The sequence below is a fragment of the Aminobacter sp. P9b genome (assembly GCF_045345995.1).
Classification (GTDB): domain Bacteria; phylum Pseudomonadota; class Alphaproteobacteria; order Rhizobiales; family Rhizobiaceae; genus Aminobacter; species Aminobacter niigataensis.
Genome location: NZ_CP150082.1, coordinates 2,146,911 through 2,167,290 on the forward strand (window position 1 = coordinate 2,146,911; position 20,380 = coordinate 2,167,290).

At 64.5% G+C, this 20,380-nt stretch carries 16 protein-coding genes; 13 read left to right on the forward strand and 3 right to left on the reverse strand.

Annotated elements, in window-relative coordinates:
* Nucleotides 1–40 precede the first annotated feature (40 nt).
* From WHT83_RS10585 to WHT83_RS10595, 3 genes are all read left to right on the forward strand, one after another.
* Nucleotides 41–2,209, forward strand: a complete 2,169-nt coding sequence (locus WHT83_RS10585) for a glycogen debranching N-terminal domain-containing protein (protein ID WP_406873760.1) — start codon at nt 41–43, stop codon at nt 2,207–2,209.
* 93 nt (nt 2,210–2,302) lie between these two features.
* Nucleotides 2,303–4,114: a trehalose-6-phosphate synthase gene (locus WHT83_RS10590; RefSeq protein WP_406873761.1), complete on the forward strand. Its 1,812-nt coding sequence runs from the start codon at nt 2,303–2,305 to the stop codon at nt 4,112–4,114.
* 13 nt (nt 4,115–4,127) lie between these two features.
* Nucleotides 4,128–5,144: a DNA topoisomerase IB gene (locus WHT83_RS10595; protein ID WP_406873762.1), complete on the forward strand. Its 1,017-nt coding sequence runs from the start codon at nt 4,128–4,130 to the stop codon at nt 5,142–5,144.
* 57 nt (nt 5,145–5,201) lie between these two features.
* Here the strand turns inward: WHT83_RS10595 and WHT83_RS10600 are convergent, their stop codons facing one another.
* Nucleotides 5,202–5,639: an Lrp/AsnC family transcriptional regulator gene (locus WHT83_RS10600; protein WP_108609028.1), complete on the reverse strand. Its 438-nt coding sequence runs from the start codon at nt 5,637–5,639 to the stop codon at nt 5,202–5,204.
* 130 nt (nt 5,640–5,769) lie between these two features.
* Between WHT83_RS10600 and WHT83_RS10605 the strand changes: the two genes are divergently transcribed.
* From WHT83_RS10605 to WHT83_RS10620, 4 genes are all read left to right on the forward strand, one after another.
* Nucleotides 5,770–8,826 carry an aminotransferase class III-fold pyridoxal phosphate-dependent enzyme gene (locus WHT83_RS10605; RefSeq protein WP_406873763.1) on the forward strand — a complete coding sequence of 1,019 codons (3,057 nt, stop codon included), beginning with the start codon at nt 5,770–5,772 and terminating at the stop codon, nt 8,824–8,826.
* A 120-nt stretch (nt 8,827–8,946) separates the two neighbouring features.
* Complete coding sequence (locus WHT83_RS10610; protein WP_406873764.1) at nt 8,947–9,957, forward strand: amino acid ABC transporter substrate-binding protein; 1,011 nt, start codon at nt 8,947–8,949, stop codon at nt 9,955–9,957.
* Between the two features lie 92 nt (nt 9,958–10,049).
* A complete protein-coding gene (locus tag WHT83_RS10615; RefSeq protein ID WP_108609025.1) occupies nt 10,050–10,637 on the forward strand; it encodes an NUDIX domain-containing protein in 588 nt (195 codons plus the stop codon).
* A 5-nt stretch (nt 10,638–10,642) separates the two neighbouring features.
* Nucleotides 10,643–11,674, forward strand: a complete 1,032-nt coding sequence (locus WHT83_RS10620; RefSeq protein ID WP_406873765.1) for a P1 family peptidase — start codon at nt 10,643–10,645, stop codon at nt 11,672–11,674.
* A 1-nt stretch (nt 11,675) separates the two neighbouring features.
* Here the strand turns inward: WHT83_RS10620 and WHT83_RS10625 are convergent, their stop codons facing one another.
* Nucleotides 11,676–13,115 carry an amidohydrolase family protein gene (locus WHT83_RS10625; protein WP_406873766.1) on the reverse strand — a complete coding sequence of 480 codons (1,440 nt, stop codon included), beginning with the start codon at nt 13,113–13,115 and terminating at the stop codon, nt 11,676–11,678.
* A 30-nt stretch (nt 13,116–13,145) separates the two neighbouring features.
* Entirely contained in the window at nt 13,146–13,835 is a 690-nt protein-coding gene (locus WHT83_RS10630) for a GntR family transcriptional regulator (RefSeq protein WP_108609022.1), read from the reverse strand.
* 195 nt (nt 13,836–14,030) lie between these two features.
* Between WHT83_RS10630 and WHT83_RS10635 the strand changes: the two genes are divergently transcribed.
* From WHT83_RS10635 to WHT83_RS10660, 6 genes are all read left to right on the forward strand, one after another.
* Complete coding sequence (locus WHT83_RS10635) at nt 14,031–15,602, forward strand: ABC transporter substrate-binding protein (protein ID WP_108609021.1); 1,572 nt, start codon at nt 14,031–14,033, stop codon at nt 15,600–15,602.
* A 96-nt stretch (nt 15,603–15,698) separates the two neighbouring features.
* Nucleotides 15,699–16,691, forward strand: coding sequence for an ABC transporter permease (locus WHT83_RS10640; RefSeq protein WP_108609020.1), 993 nt, complete (start codon nt 15,699–15,701; stop codon nt 16,689–16,691).
* 9 nt (nt 16,692–16,700) lie between these two features.
* Entirely contained in the window at nt 16,701–17,636 is a 936-nt protein-coding gene (locus WHT83_RS10645) for an ABC transporter permease (protein WP_108609019.1), read from the forward strand.
* Between the two features lie 4 nt (nt 17,637–17,640).
* Complete coding sequence (locus tag WHT83_RS10650; RefSeq protein WP_406873767.1) at nt 17,641–18,609, forward strand: ABC transporter ATP-binding protein; 969 nt, start codon at nt 17,641–17,643, stop codon at nt 18,607–18,609.
* Complete coding sequence (locus WHT83_RS10655) at nt 18,606–19,679, forward strand: ABC transporter ATP-binding protein (RefSeq protein ID WP_406873768.1); 1,074 nt, start codon at nt 18,606–18,608, stop codon at nt 19,677–19,679. The genes WHT83_RS10650 and WHT83_RS10655 overlap by 4 nt, the downstream gene beginning before the upstream one ends.
* A gap of 10 nt (nt 19,680–19,689) precedes the next feature.
* Nucleotides 19,690–20,352 carry a flavin reductase family protein gene (locus WHT83_RS10660; RefSeq protein ID WP_108609016.1) on the forward strand — a complete coding sequence of 221 codons (663 nt, stop codon included), beginning with the start codon at nt 19,690–19,692 and terminating at the stop codon, nt 20,350–20,352.
* Nucleotides 20,353–20,380: the final 28 nt, after the last annotated feature.

Genomic DNA, 20,380 nt, shown 5'->3' on the forward strand with positions numbered 1-20,380 from the left:
TCCGTCTCGAACCGGTCCAAGACAAGGAGGGAGCAGGCATTTGGCCAAGCTCGACGAACGTCATCTCGATCCAGCTGTTGCCCTGGCAATGCTCGGCGACGCGGCACCACGCAATCCTCATCGCCAGTTTGCGTTGAAACACAGCGATTGCTTCATCGTTACCGATGACTACGGCGACATACGGGGACGGGCGGATGGGCTTTTCCGGGACGATACCCGCGTTCTTTCGCTGTTCCGGCTGTTGATCGGCGACACGGAGCCATCGCTGCTCGGCGCCTCCCTCAGCCAGGACAACATCGTTTTCACCGCAAACTTGACCAACTTGCCGCTGACGCCTGACAAGGGCGCGCCAACGCCACAGGGGGTCATCCATATCGAGAGGTCGCGACTGCTGTGGGACGACCGGATGTATGAGCGCATCCGCCTGTCCAACTATAGCGCCCACGATGTCGAGCTTCCCCTTTCAGTACGCTTCGAAGCGGATTTTCGCGATATGTTCGAGGTCCGAGGTTCGACCCGCACCAAACGGGGCAAGGCCTTCGACATCGAACTCGGGACCGACCATGTCCAAATGCGCTATGAGGGGTTGGACGAGGTCGTACGGCAATCAACGATTTCGTTCTCCGATCGGCCATTTGCCCTGACCCCCGATCGCGCCGATTTCCGGTTGAATCTGCTGCGCCGTGACAGCCTGTCCCTGTTCATTGAGGTCGGGGTCGATCACCTGGGGATTCCGAGCCGCGAGCGCCATCGGGCAGCTGCCGCCAAGGCGCGCTGGCGAATGCGGGGCAAGCGGCGTCATGGTGCCAACGTTCACAGTTCCGGCCGTGTATTCAATGATTGGCTGTCGCGCGCCCGTGCGGATATCGCGCTGCTGACCACCGATCTTCCGACGGGGCCTTATCCCTATGCCGGCATTCCCTGGTTCTCTACCGCGTTCGGGCGTGACGGGGTGATCTCGGCTTTGCAAATGCTGTGGCTAAATCCTGGGCTTGCCCGCGGCGTCCTTTCGTTTCTCGCACAGCATCAGGCGACCGAGACGTCGATGTTCAGCGATTCACAGCCCGGCAAGATCATGCACGAGACCCGCAAGGGCGAAATGGCTGTGCTGCGCGAGCTGCCTTTCGGCAGGTATTACGGTGGGGTCGATACCACGCCGCTCTACATCTATCTTGCGACCGCATATGCGAAGCGCACGGGCGATCTCTCCTTCATCGACCTGCTATGGCCTTCGCTGAACGCCGCCGCAGCCTGGATGGAAAACGCAAGCCAGCAAGACCCATACGGGTTCGTGAGTTATGCGCGCGCGGCCGAGACCGGCCTCGCCAATCAGGGCTGGAAAGACAGCTTCGATGCCGTCTTTCACGCCGATGGCCGTATTCCGAAGGGACCAATCGCGCTGGTGGAAGTCCAGGGCTATGCATATGCGGCGTATGGGGGATTGGCCGAGCTTGCTGCCTTGAAGGGTGAAGACGCGAAAGCCGCGCACTGGCAAGCCTGTGCCGAAGCCATGCGCATCTCCGTCGAACGCCATTTCTGGATGGAAGATCGAAATTTCTACGCCCTCGCCATCGACGGTGAGGGAAAGCCCTGCCAGGTGCGGGCATCGAACGCCGGTCATCTCCTCTATGTCGGCCTGCCGTCGCCCGAGCGGGCGCAATTGGTCACGGACCAGTTGCTGAGTGCTGCCTTTCATACGGGCTGGGGGGTCAGGACGCTGCCGGATGATGAGTTGCCGTTCAATCCGATGTCCTATCATAACGGCTCGATCTGGCCGCACGACACCGCCATCTGCGCGGCAGGCCTGGCACGCTACGGCGCCCGAGACAGCGTCGTTCGTCTGATGAGCGGTACGTTCGAGGCCGCCGTTCACTTCAACATGCGCCTGCCGGAATTGTTCTGCGGCTTTACCCGGTCGCCCAGCGAGGCTCCGGTGGCATATCCCGTCGCCTGTCTGCCGCAGGCGTGGTCATCCGGATCGGTGTTTATGCTGATGCAAGCCAGCCTGGGCCTCGAGATCGACGGGTTCGCTGCCGAGATTCACGTAACGCGTCCGCGCCTGCCCATCGGCATCGACCAGGTCTCGATCCGCCGCCTGAGCGTGGGCAACGTGGCGGTGGATCTCCATTTCCAGAGGGTCGGCGATCGGGTCGTGGCCTATCTCGACCCGCGCCATGAGGGACTGGCGCCGCTGATCGTGCGTTCCTGATCGCGTCGATTTTCGGAACCCATTCACCGCGAGGGAGTTCGAACAATCAGGGCCGCAATAACTCGCGACCCGTGAAAGCAGGCAATCCCCCTTATGACCGCTGAGAACTTCTCTTCTGAACTGGACATCGGCCTCTGGGCCGTGGTGGCTCTGAGCCTCTTGTTGTCGATCGCCGCAGCCTGCCTTGCGGCAGCGGCCATGCGCCGAGGGCTTCTTTCCAGCAATCCGCCTGTTCCCGAACAGCTCGGATATTCCACGGAAATGCCCAAGCAGATCCTTCCGGAATTTGAGCAGAACAACCGGGTTGCCGACAGTCCGCTGGCCAGTTGGACACCCGAAGCGATGCGGCTTGTCATCGACAAGGAGCTTCCCGATGCTCAAATCATCCTCGTCTCCAATCGCGAGCCCTACATCCACAATCTCAGGGACGGCAAGATAGACCTCGTCGTGCCGGCGAGCGGGCTGGTTTCGGCCCTGGAGCCCGTGATGCGCGCCTGCGCAGGGACCTGGATTGCTCACGGCGGCGGTACGGCCGATCGAATGGTGGTGGATGACGATAACCGAATTCGGGTGCCGCCTGACAAGCCTGCCTACACGTTGAGCCGAGTGTGGCTCAGCGAGGAGGAACAGCAGGGCTATTACCTGGGGTTCGCCAATGACGGCCTTTGGCCGCTTTGTCACATCGTCTTCACGCGGCCGGTTTTCCGGGAATCGGACTGGGAGCAGTACAAGGCGGTCAATCAGAAGTTTGCCGACCGCGTGTGCGAAGAAGCGCGACGGCCCGACCCGATTGTGCTGATCCAGGATTACCATTTGGCGCTGCTGCCGCGCATGGTGCGGCAGCAGTTGCCGGACGCCACGATCATAATGTTCTGGCATATTCCATGGCCGAACTCGGAAGTGTTCAGCATCTGTCCATGGAAGGAAGAGATTCTGGACGGGTTGCTGGGCAGCTCGATCGTCGGATTTCATATTCAGTTCCATTGCAACAACTTCATTGAAAGCATCGATCGATTTCTGGAAAGCCGGATTGAACGAGAGCACTCCGCGATAACGTTCGGTGGACAAACCACGCTGGTTCACCCGTACCCGATCTCCATCGATTGGCCGCCATCGGTGCTGGAGTCCCAGCCTCCTGTTGCCGAATGCCGCGCCAAGATATTCGAGACCCTGGGCTTGCCCGAAGACATGCGGCTGTTGGTCGGGGTCGAGCGCATGGATTACACCAAGGGCATCATCGACCGCTTCCTGGCATTGGAACAACTGTTTGAACGGCATCCCGAATGGATAGGCAAGCTGGTGTTCCTGCAGATCGCCGCGCCGAGCCGGGGAACGCTCCCGGCATATGGTCAGCTGCATCGCGAGTGCCTGGATTTCGTCGAGGACTTCAACCGCCGGTTTGGCAATGAGGGCTATGCACCCATCGTCCTGATGGACGAGCATCACAATCAGGGCGACATCTACACCGTCTATCGCGCCGCCGATGTCTGCGTGGTGAGCAGCCTGCACGACGGCATGAACCTTGTTGCCAAGGAGTTCGTGGCAGCGCGCGATGATGAACAGGGCGTGCTTATCCTCAGCACATTTGCTGGCGCGTCCCGGGAACTGCTCGATGCGCTGATCGTCAATCCCTACGATCCAACCGCCATGGGCGAGACGATCTACCGCGCCGTCTCCATGCCGGAGCAGGAGCAGGCGGCGCGCATGATGCGCATGCGCGAAGTTGTAAGCTCCAACAATGTCTATCGATGGGCGGGCACCATTCTCCAGGACGCCGCGCGTATTCGAAAGCGCAGCAGGGTGGTGGACCCGGTCCCGGACACCAAGCCGGAAAGACCGCTCGCCCGCACGATGGCTCAGATGTTCGGCCGTCGCAGGCACCCGACCATGCACCGTACCGGATGAGGCGGGTGGAGGTTTGGCAGGCGTTTCCTCAACCCCTGCGCGTCTGCGCTACGTCAACGACGAGGAGCCGGGCATCTCGCGGCGCCCGGCCGGCAAGGGCTTCTCATATCGTTGTGCTGCCGGACGGGCTGCGGGTCGGGCCGATCTGGAGCGAATTCGCGGCCTGGCCATCCCTCCTGCGTGGACTGACGTTTGGATCTGTGCCGATGCACTGGGCCATATCCAGGCAACCGGTCGGGACCAGCGCGGACGCAAGCAGTACCGCTACCATCCGCGCTGGACTGAGCGCCGCGATGAGGCAAAGTTCTCGAGGCTCGGCGATTTTGCCCGGACACTTCCCCGGCTGAGGCGCAAAGTGAATGCCGACCTACGCAAACGAAAGCTGTCGCGGGAAAAGGTTGTCGCCGCCATCGTCTGGCTCCTGGACAACACCATGATCCGGGTCGGGAGTCCTCAATATGCTCGGGAAAATGGCAGTTTCGGCCTGACGACCTTGCGCGGCCGTCATGTCGACGTCAGCGGATCGACCCTGCGCTTTGCCTTCAAAGGCAAATCCGGCAAGCAATGGCGGTTGCAACTCGTTGACCGCCGGATGGCCGGGCTGGTCCGGCGGATACAGGAATTGCCCGGGCAGCACCTGTTCCAATACATCGATGACAACGGCGAACGATCACATGTGACCTCCGACGACGTGAACGACTACATCCGCGCTGCGTGCGGCCCGGATTTCAGTTCCAAGGATTTCAGGACCTGGGGTGGAACGGTGCGTGCGCTGGCGCTGTTCCACGATCTCGAGCTTCCTGACGGCCTGCCAGCCAGGCAACGCCTGTGCAATCAGGTCATCGATGAAGTCGCAAGCAGGCTCGGCAATACCCGCACGGTTTGCCGGAAAGGGTATATTCATCCCGCAATTCTAGAGCGGTGGTCGGACGGGGAGCTTGGGACGCGACTTCACGGGTCTCGAAGAACGCGCAGTACGTGGCTCGATGTCGATGAAGCCAGAACGCTCGCCTGGCTTTCGGCCTTTTAGCTCCCCTGCGATTGCTCGCTTCGATCTCTCTCCCATCGCAGCCAACGGGTGCCGCCGTCACGCCACCCGCTCGATGTCGCGGCGCAGCACGATCAGCGTCGTTAGGTCCTGCACGCTCTGGTGCGTGGCGATGATGTCGCGCAGCGTGTTCAGCCTGTCGATCGACGGCACCTCGACCTCGACGATCAGGTCGAGTTGGCCGGTAATCGACGACACCCGCCGCACTTCAGAATAGCGCGCCAGCTGGTCGAGCACGCCCATCGAAGGTGTGCTGACCAGCGTCACCAGCAGGAAGGCCGAGACCAGGTTGGTGTCCATCTGGCCGATATCGGCGCGATAGCCGCGGATGACGCCGCTTTTCTCCAGCGCCGCAACCCGTTCGCTGGTCGCACTTCGCGACAGGCCGATGCGCCCCGCCAGCGTCTTGAGCGGGATGCGCGCTTCCTTCGACAGGATGCCCAGAATGTCCCTGTCCTTGGCGTCGAGTTCCTTCATCGTCTGGTTCCGATCCGCGCCGTTAAAGTGCCGGTCAATGCAGTCATTGTGCCGGTATAACCGACGCTTTGCCGGATGCCCGATTTTTCGGCCCGTGCCAAGCTCCGATCGCAGCAAATCCGGATAGCCAATGACTGACGTGACTTACCCCGCGCCGCAATTCTCGCTGGACCAGGCAAAGGCCTTGGCCGCGAGCCACTTCGGCGTCGCAGCCAGGGCGAGTTCGCTCGACAGCGAGCGCGACCAGAATTTCAAGCTGACGGCGGCGGAAGGGTCCCTTTGGATTCTCAAGATCGTCAACGCCAGCGAGCCGGCCAGCGAAAGCGAGTTCCAGGTGGCATTGCTCGATCATCTGGCGCGCACCGGCGCCGATGTCGCGGTCCCGCGCCTCCGGCTGACGCAAGACGGCACAGCGCTCGCCCATGCCACGGGCGTTGCCGGCGAGCAGCATGCCCTGCGGCTGGTGTCTTGGTTGCCCGGCATGCCACTGGCAGAAGCCGCGCGCACGCCTGAACTGCTGGGCAATCTCGGCGCAGCACTTGGCCGGCTCGACCGCGCCCTGCAAGGCTTCATCCATCCCGGCGCCTTGCGCAGCTTCGACTGGGACATCAGGCAGGCCGGTGCCGCGCGTGGGCGGCTGCGCCATGTCGACGATGCCGAAGACCGCGCCTTGCTCGGACGCTTCCTCGACCGCTTCGATGCCGAGGTTGCGCCGCGCTTGGCGAGCTTGCGCGCCCAGGTCATCCACAACGACGCCAACGACTGGAATGTGCTCGTCGACGACAACGACCACAACCGCATCGCCGGCATCATCGATTTCGGCGACGCGCTATATTCTCCCGTCATAGCCGAGGTGGCGGTCGCCTGCGCCTATTCGATCCTCGACGTGGAGGATCCGATCGGTGCCGCAGCTCAGCTTACCGCAGGCTTCCACGCCGAGTATCCGCTGCGCGAGGAAGAGATCGACCTTTTGTTCGACCTCATCGTCATGCGCCTGGTCATCTCGGTGTCGCTGTCGGCGCAGCGCAAGGCCCAGGTCGGCGACAATCCCTACCTGGCGATCTCGGAGGCCCCAGCCTGGCGGTTGCTTCGCCGGCTCGATGCCATGAACCGGCGTTTCGCCACCGCCATTCTGCGCCATGCCTGCGGCTTCGACGCCGCGCCCGGTGCCAAGGCTATCACCGACTGGATCAAGGCCAACAAGAAGAGCTTCGCGCCCGTGCTTGACCGCCACCCGGCGACGCTTGCCAAGGCGCTGGTGCCCTATGGCGATCCGGCCCATCCGATGACGGTCACCTCGGCCGGCCGGGAGCCGGACAAGGCCACCGCCTGGTGGGACGCCTATTGTGCTGAGAACGGTATCGCGCTTGGCATCGGCCCGTGGGGCGAGGCGCGCACCGTCTACACCTCCGACATCTTCTGGTCGCGCTTCGTCGAAGGCGCTCGCCGGGTCCATCACCTCGGCCTCGACCTGTTCATGCCCGCCGGCACCAGAGTCTACACGCCGCTCGCTGCTACCGTGAAAAGCGTCGAGATCGAGGAGGACCCGCTCGGCTATGGCTGCCTGATCGCCCTTGAGCATTCGCCCGAGGGCTGCCCGCCCTTCGTCACGCTGTGGGGCCACATGGCGCATGAGGCCATGGCGAGCCTTATGCCGGGGCAAGAGCTCGAGGCCGGCGCGCTGGTCGGCGAGATGGGCGCGCCCGCCGAGAACGGCGGCTGGGCACCACACCTGCATTTCCAGATCTCGACCGACCCCGATCTCGCCGCCCGCGACATCCTCGGCGTCGGCGAGGCGCGTTATCTCGACGTCTGGGCCGAGCTGTTCCCCGATGCGGCAACCCTTGCCGGCATTCCGCCCGAGACCTTCCACCGCGACGGCCGGACACGTCCTGAAATCGTTGCCGCGCGCAAGACATTGCTGCTGCCCAACCTGTCGATCTCCTATTCCGAGCCGATCAAGTTCGTGCGTGGCGAGGGCGTCTGGCTGATCGACGACCGCGGCCGCGCCTATCTCGACTGCTTCAACAATGTCTGCCACCTGGGCCACGCCCATCCCGATGTCGTCGAGGCGATCGCCACCCAGGCGGCGAAGCTCAACACCAACACGCGCTACCTGCACGACGCCATCGTCACCTATGCCGAGCGGCTGACCGCGACCCTGCCGGAGGGCCTTTCGGTCGCCTCTTTCGCCTGCTCTGGCAGCGAGGCCAACAGCCTCGCTCTGCGTATGTCGCGCACAATAACCGGCCGCAACGACGCGCTGGTGCTCGACTGGGCCTACCACGGCACCACCCAGGAACTGATCGACCTCAGCCCCTACAAATACAAGCGTAAGGGCGGCAAGGGCCGGCCGGCTCATGTCTTCGAGGCGACCATTCCCGACAGCTACCACGCGCCGGCTGACTGGCCCGTCGAGGAGCATGCCAGTCGGTTCGCCCAGAGCATCGCAGAGCAGATCGAGGCGATGCGCAAGGAAGGGCGGGCTCCTGCCTTCTTCATCGCCGAATCCATCCCCAGCGTCGCCGGCCAGGTTTTTCTCCCTGAGGGCTATCTGAAGGAACTCTACGCCATGGTCCGCGCCGCCGGCGGCTTCTGCATCGCCGACGAGGTGCAGGTCGGCTTCGGTCGCGTCGGCAGCCACTGGTGGGCCTTCGAGACGCAAGGCGTTACCCCCGACATCGTCACCATGGGCAAGCCCATCGGCAACGGCCACCCCATGTCGGCGCTGGTCACCACGCGCGACATCGCCGACCGCTTCGACAACGGCATGGAGTATTTCAACACCTTCGGCGGCAACCCGGTGTCCTGTGCCGCGGGCCTCGCCGTGCTCGACGTCATCGAGCGCGACCGCCTGCGCGACAATGCCGCCGACGTCGGCGCCTATCTCGTCGAGCGGTTCAAGGACATGCAGAGGCGCTACGAGGTCATCGGCGACGTCAGGGGCATGGGCCTGTTCCTCGGCATCGAGTTGGTTACCGACCGCAGGACGAAGGAACCGGCCACCGCATTCGCCCGCAAGGTCAATGACGGCGCCCGCGCCCGTGGCGTGCTCATCGGCACCGAGGGGCCGCACGACAACGTGCTCAAGATGCGCCCGCCGATGATCTTCAGCCGGCGCGATGCCGATCATCTGGTCGGCGTTCTCGAAGAAACCTTCGCCGCGGTGCTGGCCGAAGGCGCATAGCAGCAGGCCCGCGCGACGGCCTCGCGCGGAGGGACTTAACGACAGGGGATTTCACGAACTTCCGGCGCCCTGCGCCGGCGGCACGAAGAGGCTTTGCCTCGAAACAAGGGAGGAAGAACCATGAAACATCATCTCGCAGTACTTTTGCTCGGCACGGCCGCCCTCGCCACGCCGGCCAAGGCCGACACGCTCGACATCGTCAAGCAGCGTGGCACCGTCACCTGCGGCGTCAGCCAGGGCGTGGCCGGCTTCTCGGCGCCCGACGACGCCGGCAAATGGTCCGGCTTCGACATCGACATCTGCCGCGCCGTGGCCGCAGCCGTACTCGGCGACGCCGACAAGGTCAGCTACGTGCCGCTGTCGACCAAGGAGCGCTTCACCGCCGTCCAGTCGGGCACAGTCGATCTGCTCTCGCGCCAGACCACCTGGACCCTGTCGCGCGACTCGAGCCTCGGCCTTCGTTTCGCCGGCACTGCCTATTATGACGGCCAGGGCTTCATGGTGCGCAAGGACCTCGGCGTAGACAGCGCGCTCAAGCTCGACGGCGCCACCGTCTGCACCGAACAGGGCACCACGACCGAGCAGAACGTCGCCGACTACTTCAGCGCCAATAAGCTGAAATACGAGCCGGTCGTCATCGATTCCGCCGACGGCATCATCAAGGCCTTCGATACCGGCCGCTGCGACGTCTACACCACCGATGCCTCTGCCCTCTATGCCCAGCGCCTGAAGCTCACCGACCCGGCCAACTACACTGTGCTGCCGGAAATCATCTCGAAGGAGCCGCTCGGACCGGCCGTACGCCAGGGCGACGACAAGTGGTTCAGCATCGTCCGCTGGACGCTGTTTGCGCTGATCGAGGCGGAAGAACTCGGCATCACCAAGGACAATGCCGAAGCCGGTCTTACCTCGGCCAATCCCGCCATCAAGCGTTTCCTTGGTGCCGAAGGCGACAGCGGCCAGCAGCTCGGCCTCGACCCGCGCTGGGCCTACAATGTCGTCTCCAAGGTCGGCAATTACGGCGAGATCTTCGAGCGCAATCTCGGCCAGTCGAGCGACCTCAAGATCGACCGCGGCATCAACGCCCAGTGGAACGCCGGCGGCCTGATGTACGCCCCGCCGGTGCGCTGAGGTTTCACCACATGGGGTCGCGCTCCGGCGCGGCCCCGCCTATTCTGGCGCCCGCGAATCCCCGGCCCGATGGCCAGCTTCGAAGGTGTCAGATGAGCATTGCCGACCGCATCCGCGTCCAGGACGTCAAAACTCTCTCGGACGACTGGTACGTGCTGAAGAAGACCACCTTCGCCTATCGCCGCGGCGACGGCGAATGGCAGACCCAGAGCCGCGAGACCTACGATCGCGGCAACGGCGCCACCATCCTGCTCTACGATCCCGCGCGCCGCACCGTGGTGCTGGTCAAGCAGTTCCGCTACCCGGCCTTCGTCAGCGGCTACGACGACATGCTGATCGAGACACCCGCCGGACTGCTCGACGATGCCGCCCCCGAAGAGCGCATCCGCGCCGAGGTCGAGGAAGAAACCGGCTTCCGTATCCACCATGTCCGCCGCGTCTTCGAAGCCTTCATGAGCCCGGGCGCCGTCACCGAGAAGATCTACTTCTTCGTCGGCGAGTACGAGCCGTCCGATCGTGTGTCCGCCGGCGGTGGTCATGCCGGCGAGGGCGAGGACATCGAGGTGCTGGAAATCGGCATCGACGAGGCGCTGGCGATGGTGTCGGACGGCCGCATCTGCGACGGCAAGACCATCATGCTGCTGCAATACGCAGCACTCCACTTGCTGCGCGGAGCCTAGGAGCTATGTCCGGCATCGCCCGCGAACTCGGCATTTCTTTCGGCGCGTCGCTCACCGGCCCGCTCAACGCCATCACCGACGTGCCGGGCGTTTTGGTCGGCCACCGCACCATCCGCTCGGGCGACCTCAACACCGGCGTCACCGCCATCCTGCCCCACGGCGGCAACCTCTACCGCAAGAAGGTGCTGGCCGCCTGCGACATCATCAACGGCTTCGGCAAGAGCGCCGGCCTGATGCAGGTCGAGGAGCTGGGCACGCTCGAAACGCCTGTCCTGCTCGCAAACACCTTCGGCGTCGGCACCTGCGCCAATGCCTTGATCCGCGCGGCGATTGCCGAAAATCCCGACATCGGCCGCGAGACGGTGACGGTCAATCCCGTGGTCATGGAGTGCAATGACGGCTATCTCAGCGACATCCAGGCGCTTGCCGCCACCGAGGATGACGCCCGCGCCGCGCTGGCCGCAGCCGCGTCAGGCCCCGTCGCCGAGGGCAATGTCGGCGCCGGCACCGGCATGAGCTGCTTCGGCTTCAAGGGCGGCATCGGCACAGCCTCGCGCCGCATCGAGCTCGGCGGTCGCGACCATCATCTCGGCGTGCTGGTCCTCACCAATTTCGGCCGCGCTGGCGACCTCATCCTGCCCGACGGCCGCCGCCCCGACCCGCGCTCCAAGGTGGAGCCGGACAAGGGCTCGGTCATCGTCATCCTCGCCACCGACGTCGCCCTGGAGTACCGCCAGCTCAAGCGCGTCGTCCGCCGCTGCGGTGCTGGCCTTGCCAGGCTTGGCGCCTATTGGGGACATGGCAGCGGCGACATCGCGCTCGGCTTCTCGACAGCGCGGATCGTCGACCACGACGAGCGCGCCGATTTCGTCGCCATCTCAGCCCTCAACGAAAACCGCATCGACCGCCTGTTCCGCGCTGCAGCCGAAGCGACCGAGGAAGCCGTGGTGAACTCCATGTGTGCAGCTGAAGCCATGCAAGGCTGGGCCGGGCATTTCCGGCCATCCCTGGCCGATTGGCTGCGCTCACAGAGCTAGCCTAGAGCGGCTGCCGCGCATTGCGCCAGAAGTCCTGCGGTTCTTCGAGCAGGTGCGCCAGCCCAACGCGCTCGAAGGCGAGTGCCGCCTGTTCCGCCGCGTCGGCCAGGATGTCGTCGGCATCGAGATGGTCGGTCTTGCGGCCGCGCATCAGCACCTTGCCGTTGACGATGACGGTGTCGACATCGGCGGCATTGGCGAAATGGGCGATGCGCGTCACCGGCATGACCGGCGGGTAGAGATGCGGCTTGCGCATGTCGACCAGCACGATGTCGGCCTTCTTGCCTGTTTCCAGCGAGCCGAGTTCGCTCTCCAGTCCCATTGCCTTTGCAGCGTCGATGGTCGCCATCTCCAGCGTCTTGCCCGGCGGCAAATAGGCCGGGTCGCGGAAGTGGCGGCGATGGTAGTGCATGCACTGCGCCATGTGGCGGAACATGTCGTAGCCGCGGTCGGGGGCTGCGGCGTCCGATCCGAGGCAGACATTGATACCGGCCTCGATCAGTTCCGGTACCGGGCAGCGGCCATAGACCGACATGATCGCGGAGGGGTTGTGGATGATCGATGCGCCCGTCTCCTTCAGCGCGGTGAAATCGTCCTCGGTAAGGTCGACGCTGTGGCCCAGCAGGGCGAACTCACCGAGGACACCAAGATCGCGCGCCAGCGCGATCGAACCGTCGCGGTGGCCGTCCTGGGTGAACAGCACGCCCTTGCGACGGCGCAGATCCATGACCGCTTCGCCCATTTCGATGACCTGCCGGCGGGCGTCGGCATCCGCCACCTGGGCGGCATAGTAGACCGGCATCACCAGGCAGACGCCGGTGCCGCGGCCAAGCAAATCGTTCCAGCGCTCGATCAGGATCTCGCTGACTTCCAACTGGCGTTCGAACGATACCGTCACGTCCTTCGACTGCCCGGTCTCCGAAAAATGGCGATAGCTGCGCGGGAAGGGCGGCCGGCCGGGGCCCACCGCCATGAAGGTGCGCAGGCCGGATTCGGCTGTCGCCCCGCTATGGGCGTCGCCGAAGGCCGGATCGTCGGTGCGGTAGATGTCGGCGCCGCCGCCGAGCAGCGTCATCGCCGTGGTGATGCCGCCGCGCAGCCGTTCGAGCTGGGTCATCCGCGCCTCGGCACGCCAGAAGGCGGCCGTCGAGCCGCGGGCATAGATCTCCTCGCAGGCCTCGAACCAGGTGTCGACGCCGGCGCCTGCATTGCGCACCAGCCCGTGGCCGGCGTGGGAATGGCTGTCGATCAGCCCGGGCATCGCCACCATGCCGGTGCCGTCGATGGTTTCCCTGGCGTCGGTAGGTGCGGCATCGCCTGCGCTACCGATGGCGCTGATGCGGTCGCCGGTGACCGTCAGCCAGCCGCCCTCGATCACCCGGCGATCCCGGTCGACGGTCACGATGGTTACGTTGCGCACGAGGATATCTGGCTGCGCCATGTCTTTTGCTTTCCGAATTTTTTGGGCCACTCAGAGGCCGAGAATGTCTTCCAGGTCGCGCGCGGCCACGCGGTCGCTTTCCAGGTCGAGCTGGTTTTCGATATGGGCGAGGTGGTGGTGCATCACGGCCAGCGCCTTCCTGGCATCGCGCGCGGTGATGCTGGCGACGATGTCCGCGTGCTCGTCGGGGCCGCAGTTCAGCACGTCCTTCTGCTGGTACATCGCCATGATCAGCGACGTCCGCGAGACCAGGTCGCGCAGGAGGCTGGCCAGGATCTGCGACTGCGCCAGTTCGGCGATCAGCATGTGGAACGCGCCCGACAGTCTGATGGCGCCGGCAACGTCGCCGCTCTGGTGAGCCTTGCGCTCGGCCTCGACATGTTGGCTGAGCCGCGCGATGCCGCCGGCGTCGATCGTCGCGCACAGCCGCTCGACCAGTCGCTCCTCGATGGTGCGGCGGGCGAAGAAGACATCGCGTGCCTCTTCGATCGACGGTTTGGATACAAAAGCTCCACGGTTTGGAACCAATGTGATCAGACCGTCGCGTGCCAGATTCTGCAATACATGGCGGATGCGCGCCCGGCTGGCGCTGAAGATGTCGGCGAGTTGCTCTTCCTTCAGCCGTGTGCCGGGGCCGACCTGCCGTTCGGCAATCGCGTTCCAGATTTTCTCGTAAATCTCTTGATCGGTGGCATGTCGCTTGCCCGCTTCAGCGTCCATCCAATCCTCCTCCCGCCGGGTCCGATGTGCGACCCGCAACCTATTCAAACCCAAAAACGCCACAAGTCAACAAATTTGTCGACAAAGATTGTTGACAATAATTGGATACGATGTCAGCGTTAAATGGATGGAGCCCAGAGGCGCCCTGCAAACGTAAAGGCGCGGGTCCATAGGTTCTGTAACGGGAGGAGTTCAATGAAGAAGTTCCTGCTCGCGGCCACCGCCGCGGCTCTGGTCCAGCTTGGCATGATGGGCAACGCGAGCGCAGCCGAGCTGCGTTATGCCGCTGCCGGCGACATCTACGGGCTCGACCCGGATTCGATGACCGACAGCTTCTCGAACAATTTCCTGCAGCACATCTACGAGCCGCTGGTCCGCTACAACAAGGAACTGAAGATCGAGCCGGCGCTGGCCCTGTCCTGGGAAGTCGTCAAGCCCGACGTCGTCCGCTACAAGCTGCGCCAGGGCGTCAAGTTCCATGATGGTGCCGAGTTCGGTGCCGACGACGTCATCATGTCGCTGATGCGCGCCGTCGACGAGAATTCGCCGATCAAGGGCAACTTGCCGGCGCTCAAGTCGGTCGAAAAGATCGATGACTACACCGTCGACCTGCACCTTGCCGGCCCGACGCCGCTGCTCAACAACTACCTCACCAACATCGCCGTCTTCGATGCCGGCTGGCTGGAGAAGAACAACGCGGTCAAGCCGATCAACGCCGAGCTCGGCCAGGAAGGCTACACCTCGACCCATGCCAACGGCACCGGTCCCTTCAAGCTTGAAAGCCGCCGCCCCGACGCCCAGACCGTTCTGGTCGTCAACGAAGGCTGGTGGGACAAGCCGCAGCACAACCTGACCAAGGTCATCTTCACCCCGATTGCCTCCGACGCCACCCGCGTCGCGGCGCTGCTCTCGGGCGAGGTCGACATCATCACGCCGTCGCCGCTGCAGGATGCCAAGCGCATCGCCTCGAACCCCGGCACCAAGGTTCTGGAAAATCCGGGCCTGCGCACCATCATGATGAACTTCAACATGCGCGATAAGCTGGTCGACGGAAACGTCGAAGGCAATCCGTTCAAGGATGCACGTGTTCGCAAGGCCGTCTACCAGGCCATCAACATGGATCTGGTCCGCGACAAGATCATGCGCGGCAAGTCGCGCGTCTCCGGCATGCAGATCGCGCCCGAAGTGCCTGGCTTCGACGCCAAGCTCAACGAGCGTTTCCCCTATGATCCGGCGGCCGCCAAGGCGCTGCTGGCCGAGGCCGGCTATGCCGACGGCTTCCAGTTCAACATGAACTGCCCGAACGATGCCTACGTCAACGACGAGGAAGTCTGCCAGGCGATGACGGCGATGCTGGCCCAGGTCGGCCTCAACGCCAAGCTTGTCACCGAAGCACGCACCCTGCACTTCAAGAAGGCGCAGGAAGGCCAGACCGACATGTTCATGATCGGCTGGGCGACGCTGCCGATGCTCGACGGCTTCTCCGTGCTGTCGGCCATGCTGCACTCACCCGAGGAGAAGCTCGGCACCTGGAACCCCGGCGGCTACAAGAACGCCAAGGTCGACGAACTGGTCAAGAAGATCGACGTCGAACTCGACGAGGCCAAGCGCCGCGCGATGATGGTCGAGGCCTTCGGCATCACCGAGCAGGAAGTCGCCTGGCTGCCGCTGCACCAGCAGCCGCTGTCATGGGCGGTGCGCGACAATGTCGAGGTGGTCCAGACCGCCGACGACCTGCTCCGCCTCTGGTACGTCAACGTCAAGTAAGTCGAACCGGGCCCCTGTCCATCTAGGGCAGGGGCCTTTCGCTACCGGCAAGCCCGCCCCCAACGAAGCGGGCCTACCTCCAAGGGAGCTGCGACGATGTTCGTATTCCTCGTCCGCCGTCTGCTGCAGGCCGTCATGGTCATGCTTGCCGTGGCGTTCATCGCCTTCCTGATGTTCCGTTTCCTCGGCGACCCGGTCAACAACATCGTCAGCCAGGATGCCACCCAGGTCCAGCGTGAGGAGGTGCGTCAGCGCCTGCGTCTCGACGACCCGCTGGTCCTCCAGTACGGCCGTTTCGTCGTCAATGCCGCCAAGGGCGATTTCGGCGTCTCCTACCGCAACAGCCGTCCGGTCAGCGCGCTGCTCGCCGAACGCTTCCCGGCCACAGCCGAACTGGTGCTGGTCGCCGCCATGCTGTCGCTGGTGCTCGGCATTCCGCTTGGCATCTACACCGCGCTCAAGCCGCGCGGGGTGCTCAGCCAGGGCCTGCAGATCATGTCGCTGATCGGCATTTCGCTGCCTACCTTCGTCACCGGCATCCTGCTCATCCTGGTGTTCTCGGTCTGGCTCGGCTGGCTGCCGTCCTTCGGCCGCGGCGACGTCATCGACGTCGGCTGGTGGTCGACGGGCTTCCTCACCGCCTCCGGGCTCAAGGCGCTGATCCTGCCGTCCTTCATGCTGTGCCTGTTCCAGCTGACGCTGATCATGCGGCTGGTGCGTGCCGAGATGCTGGAGGTGCTGCGCGCAGACTACATCAAGTTCGCCAAGGCGCGCGGGCTGAAGAGCCGCGCCATCCATTTCCGCCATGCGCTCAAGAACACGCTGATCCCCGTCGTCACCATCTTCGGGCTTCAGCTCGGCGGCCTCATCGCCTTCGCCATCATCACCGAGACGGTGTTCCAGTGGCCGGGCATGGGCGCGCTCTTCATCCAGGCCGTCAACTTCACCGACGTGCCTGTCATGGCGGCCTATCTCGTCATGGTCTCGCTGATCTTCGTCATCATCAACACCAGCGTCGACCTTCTCTACAACGTCATCGATCCGCGCCTTCGCACCGATCCGACCCGGGCCTCCGGGAAGGGCGCCTGACGGGAACCCATGACCATGAGTGACACCTCCTTCACCGGGCGCCTGCGCAGCTTCGCCGACAGCGACCTGTTCTACTCGTTCCGCCGCTCCAGGACGACGGTCATCGCCGCAGTCGCGCTGGCGCTGCTGTTTTTCGGCGCGATCTTCGCGCCGGTGATCGCGCCCTACGATCCATTCGACATTGCCCACCTCAACCTGCTCGACAGCGAGTTGCCGCCGGCCTGGATGGAAGGTTCCAACCCGGCCTACATCCTCGGCACCGACACCCAGGCGCGCGACGTGCTGTCGTCGATCCTCTACGGCCTGCGCATCTCGCTCTTCGTCGGCTTCGCCTCGGTCATCCTTGCTGCCGTGCTCGGCGTCTTCCTCGGGCTTGTCGGCGGCTTCGTCGGCGGCATCGTCGATGCCGTCATCATGCGCGTCGCCGATGTTCTGCTGAGCTTCCCGGCGATCCTCGTCGCACTGCTTATCAACGGTGTCATGCGTGGCATCCTCCCCGCCAACCAGCACGAGAGCGCGGCCATCCTCGTTCTCGTGCTGGCCATCGGGCTCACCAACTGGGTGCAATACGCCCGCACCGTGCGCGGCTCGACGCTGGTCGAGCGCCAGCGCGAATACGTCCAGGCAGCCCGCACCATCGGCGTCGGCCGCCTGCGCATCATGCTCACCCACATCCTGCCCAACGTGCTCGGCCCGGTGCTGGTCATCGCCACCATCAATCTCGGCATGGCCGTCCTCACGGAGGCGACCTTGTCGTTCCTCGGCGTCGGCATGCCGGCGACCCAGCCTTCGCTCGGCACGCTCATCCGCGTCGGCAACGAGTACCTGTTCTCCGGCATCTGGTGGGTCGTCATCTTCCCGTCGGCAACGCTCGCCGTGCTGGTCCTCGCCGTCAACCTGATCGGCGACTGGCTGCGCGACGCCCTCAATCCGAAGCTGAGGTAAGGCCATGGCCCTGCTCGAAGTCGAAAATCTGAAAGTCGAGTTCCCCACCCGCAAGGGCGTGCTCACCGCCGTCGACAACGTCTCCTTCAACGTCGAACAGGGCGAGATCCTCGGCGTCGTCGGCGAGTCCGGCGCCGGCAAGTCGATGACCGGTGCTGCCGTCATCGGCTTGCTCGAACCGCCGGGTCGCATCGGCGGCGGCCAGATCCGTCTCGACGGCAAGCGCATCGACAATTTGTCGCCCGACGAGATGCGCAAGATCCGTGGCCGCCACATAGGCGCGATCTTCCAGGACCCGCTGACCAGCCTCAACCCGCTGTTCACTGTCGGCGAGCAACTGGTCGAGACGATCCGCACGCATTTGCCGATGTCCGCAGCGGAAGCCAAGAAGCGCGCTATCGGCTGGCTCGCCGAGGTCGGCATCCCGGCGCCCGACAGGCGCTTCGACCAGTACCCGCACCAGTTCTCCGGCGGAATGCGCCAGCGCGTCGTCATCGCCCTGGCACTCTGCGCCGAGCCGCGGCTGATCATCGCCGACGAGCCGACGACCGCGCTCGACGTTTCGGTCCAGGCACAGATCATCGCGCTGCTCAAGCGGGTCTGCCGCGAGCGCAATGCGGCCGCGATTCTCGTCACCCACGACATGGGCGTCATCGCCGAGACCGCCGACCGTGTCGCGGTGATGTATGCCGGACGCCTCGCCGAGATCGGCCCGGTCGCGCATGTGCTGCAGAAGCCGAGCCATCCCTATACAGCCGGCCTGATGGGTTCGATCCCGCGTGTCGGTCCGCGCCCAGAACGGCTGATCCAGATCGAGGGCTCTATGCCGCGCCTGACCGACATCCCGAGCGGCTGCGCCTTCAATCCGCGCTGCCCCAAGGTCTTCGCCGAATGCCACCGTGTCAGGCCCGAATTGCGCCCGGTCGCCGACGGTGCCGCTGCCTGCCTGCTCTATGAAGGGGTGACGCCATGAACGCCGCACCGATTGCCAGAACCGGCCAGCCGCTGCTCCAGGTCAAGGGCCTGAAGAAGCACTTCGCCATGGCCAAGCCTTTCCTCAACCGGCTGCTGGAAGGCGGCGAGCAGCAGACGGTCAAGGCCGTCGACGGCCTCGACCTCGAGATCCCGCGCGGCCAGACGCTGAGCCTCGTCGGCGAGTCCGGCTGCGGCAAGTCGACGGTCGCCCGGCTGATCATGGGCCTGTCCAATCCCTCCGGCGGCTCCATCCTGTTCGACGGCGCCGACATCTCCCGCGCCCCGGCGGGCCAGCCGGCGGACATCCGCCGCCGCATGCAGATGATCTTCCAGGATCCCTATGCCAGCCTCAACCCGCGCTGGCGGGTCGCCGACATCATCGCCGAGCCGCTGCGCACCTATGGCATGTGCGCCTCGCGCCAGGAGGAACGCCGCGAGGTCGACCGCCTGCTCGAGTTCGTCGGCCTCAACGCCAAGGATGGCGACAAGTTTCCGCACGAGTTTTCCGGCGGCCAGCGCCAGCGCATCTCGATCGCCCGCGCCATTTCCACCAAGCCGGAGTTCCTCGTCTGCGACGAGCCGACCTCGGCGCTCGACGTCTCGGTGCAGGCGCAGATCCTCAACCTGATGCGCGCGATGCAGCGCGAGCTCGGCCTGACCTATTTGTTCATCAGCCACGATCTGGCGGTGGTCAATTTCATGTCCGACTGGATCGGCGTCATGTATCTCGGTCGCCTCGTCGAGGTCTCGCCCGCGGCCGAACTGTTCGCCAATCCGCAGCATCCCTATACGAGGCTGCTGCTCGACACGATCCCCGACCTTGGCATGTCGAAGCGCGGCCGCCAGCCGGCGGCCGGCGAGGTGCCCAATCCGATCAACCCGCCGCCGGGCTGCCACTTCCATCCGCGCTGCGCGCTCGCCAACGAGCGGTGCCGGAGTGAGGCGCCGGTGCTTCGCATGTATGATGGCGGCGTGCGCGCCTCTTGCCATGCGGTCGAGGAAGGGCGCGGTGTCGAACCGATCATGGCACTGGCACGTGCCGCCCACCCGCTGCAGGCTGCGGTCTGAGGGAGAAAAAATGGATTTCGATTTCGCCGAACTGCCCGAAAACGATCGCTACCGGCTGCTGTGCAGCTTCGTTGGGCCGCGTCCCATAGCGCTGGTCACCACCATCGACGAACACGGCTGCAACAACGCCGCGCCGATGAGCTTCTTCAATGTCTTCTCGCACGAGCCGCCGCTGCTCATCCTCGGCATGCAGACCCGCCCCGACGGCACCGCCAAGGATACCGTCGCCAACATCAGGCGCTCTGGCGAGTTCGTCGTCCACATGGTCGACATGGCGATCGCCAACGAGATGATCGTCACCGGCATCAACTTCCCGAGTGACGTCGACGAGATCGAGTTGGCCGGGCTGACCAGCACCCCGTCGGTCAAGGTCGCGGCCCCCCGCATCGAGGAATCGCCCTGCGCCATGGAATGCCGGGTGTCGCAGATCCTCGACTATGGCCGCCGCACCATCGTCATCGGCGAGGTGGTGCAGATGTATGTCCGCGACGAATGCCTCGACGAGCGTGGCCGCTACGTCCGGCCGGAGGTCTACCAGCCGATCGCCAGGCTGCATGCCGACAACTACATCGTCGCCGACAACCAGTTCGTGCTCAAACGTCCGGCCGAGCTTCTTCACCACGAGGAAGCCGCCGGCTATGCCGTATCGAAGCCGGAAAAGGTTGCCGGCTGACCCAGGGAATGCGCCGGGCGTCCGCGCC

Bases quoted from the DNA above. Each gene is read 5' to 3' on its own strand.
- WHT83_RS10590 (WP_406873761.1), top strand. From the start codon at position 2,303: ATGACCGCTGAGAACTTCTCTTCTGAACTGGACATCGGCCTCTGGGCC.
- WHT83_RS10600 (WP_108609028.1), bottom strand. From the start codon at position 5,639: ATGAAGGAACTCGACGCCAAGGACAGGGACATTCTGGGCATCCTGTCG.
- WHT83_RS10605 (WP_406873763.1), top strand. From the start codon at position 5,770: ATGACTGACGTGACTTACCCCGCGCCGCAATTCTCGCTGGACCAGGCA.
- WHT83_RS10610 (WP_406873764.1), top strand. From the start codon at position 8,947: ATGAAACATCATCTCGCAGTACTTTTGCTCGGCACGGCCGCCCTCGCC.
- WHT83_RS10615 (WP_108609025.1), top strand. From the start codon at position 10,050: ATGAGCATTGCCGACCGCATCCGCGTCCAGGACGTCAAAACTCTCTCG.
- WHT83_RS10620 (WP_406873765.1), top strand. From the start codon at position 10,643: ATGTCCGGCATCGCCCGCGAACTCGGCATTTCTTTCGGCGCGTCGCTC.
- WHT83_RS10625 (WP_406873766.1), bottom strand. From the start codon at position 13,115: ATGGCGCAGCCAGATATCCTCGTGCGCAACGTAACCATCGTGACCGTC.
- WHT83_RS10630 (WP_108609022.1), bottom strand. From the start codon at position 13,835: ATGGACGCTGAAGCGGGCAAGCGACATGCCACCGATCAAGAGATTTAC.
- WHT83_RS10635 (WP_108609021.1), top strand. From the start codon at position 14,031: ATGAAGAAGTTCCTGCTCGCGGCCACCGCCGCGGCTCTGGTCCAGCTT.
- WHT83_RS10640 (WP_108609020.1), top strand. From the start codon at position 15,699: ATGTTCGTATTCCTCGTCCGCCGTCTGCTGCAGGCCGTCATGGTCATG.
- WHT83_RS10645 (WP_108609019.1), top strand. From the start codon at position 16,701: ATGACCATGAGTGACACCTCCTTCACCGGGCGCCTGCGCAGCTTCGCC.
- WHT83_RS10650 (WP_406873767.1), top strand. From the start codon at position 17,641: ATGGCCCTGCTCGAAGTCGAAAATCTGAAAGTCGAGTTCCCCACCCGC.
- WHT83_RS10655 (WP_406873768.1), top strand. From the start codon at position 18,606: ATGAACGCCGCACCGATTGCCAGAACCGGCCAGCCGCTGCTCCAGGTC.
- WHT83_RS10660 (WP_108609016.1), top strand. From the start codon at position 19,690: ATGGATTTCGATTTCGCCGAACTGCCCGAAAACGATCGCTACCGGCTG.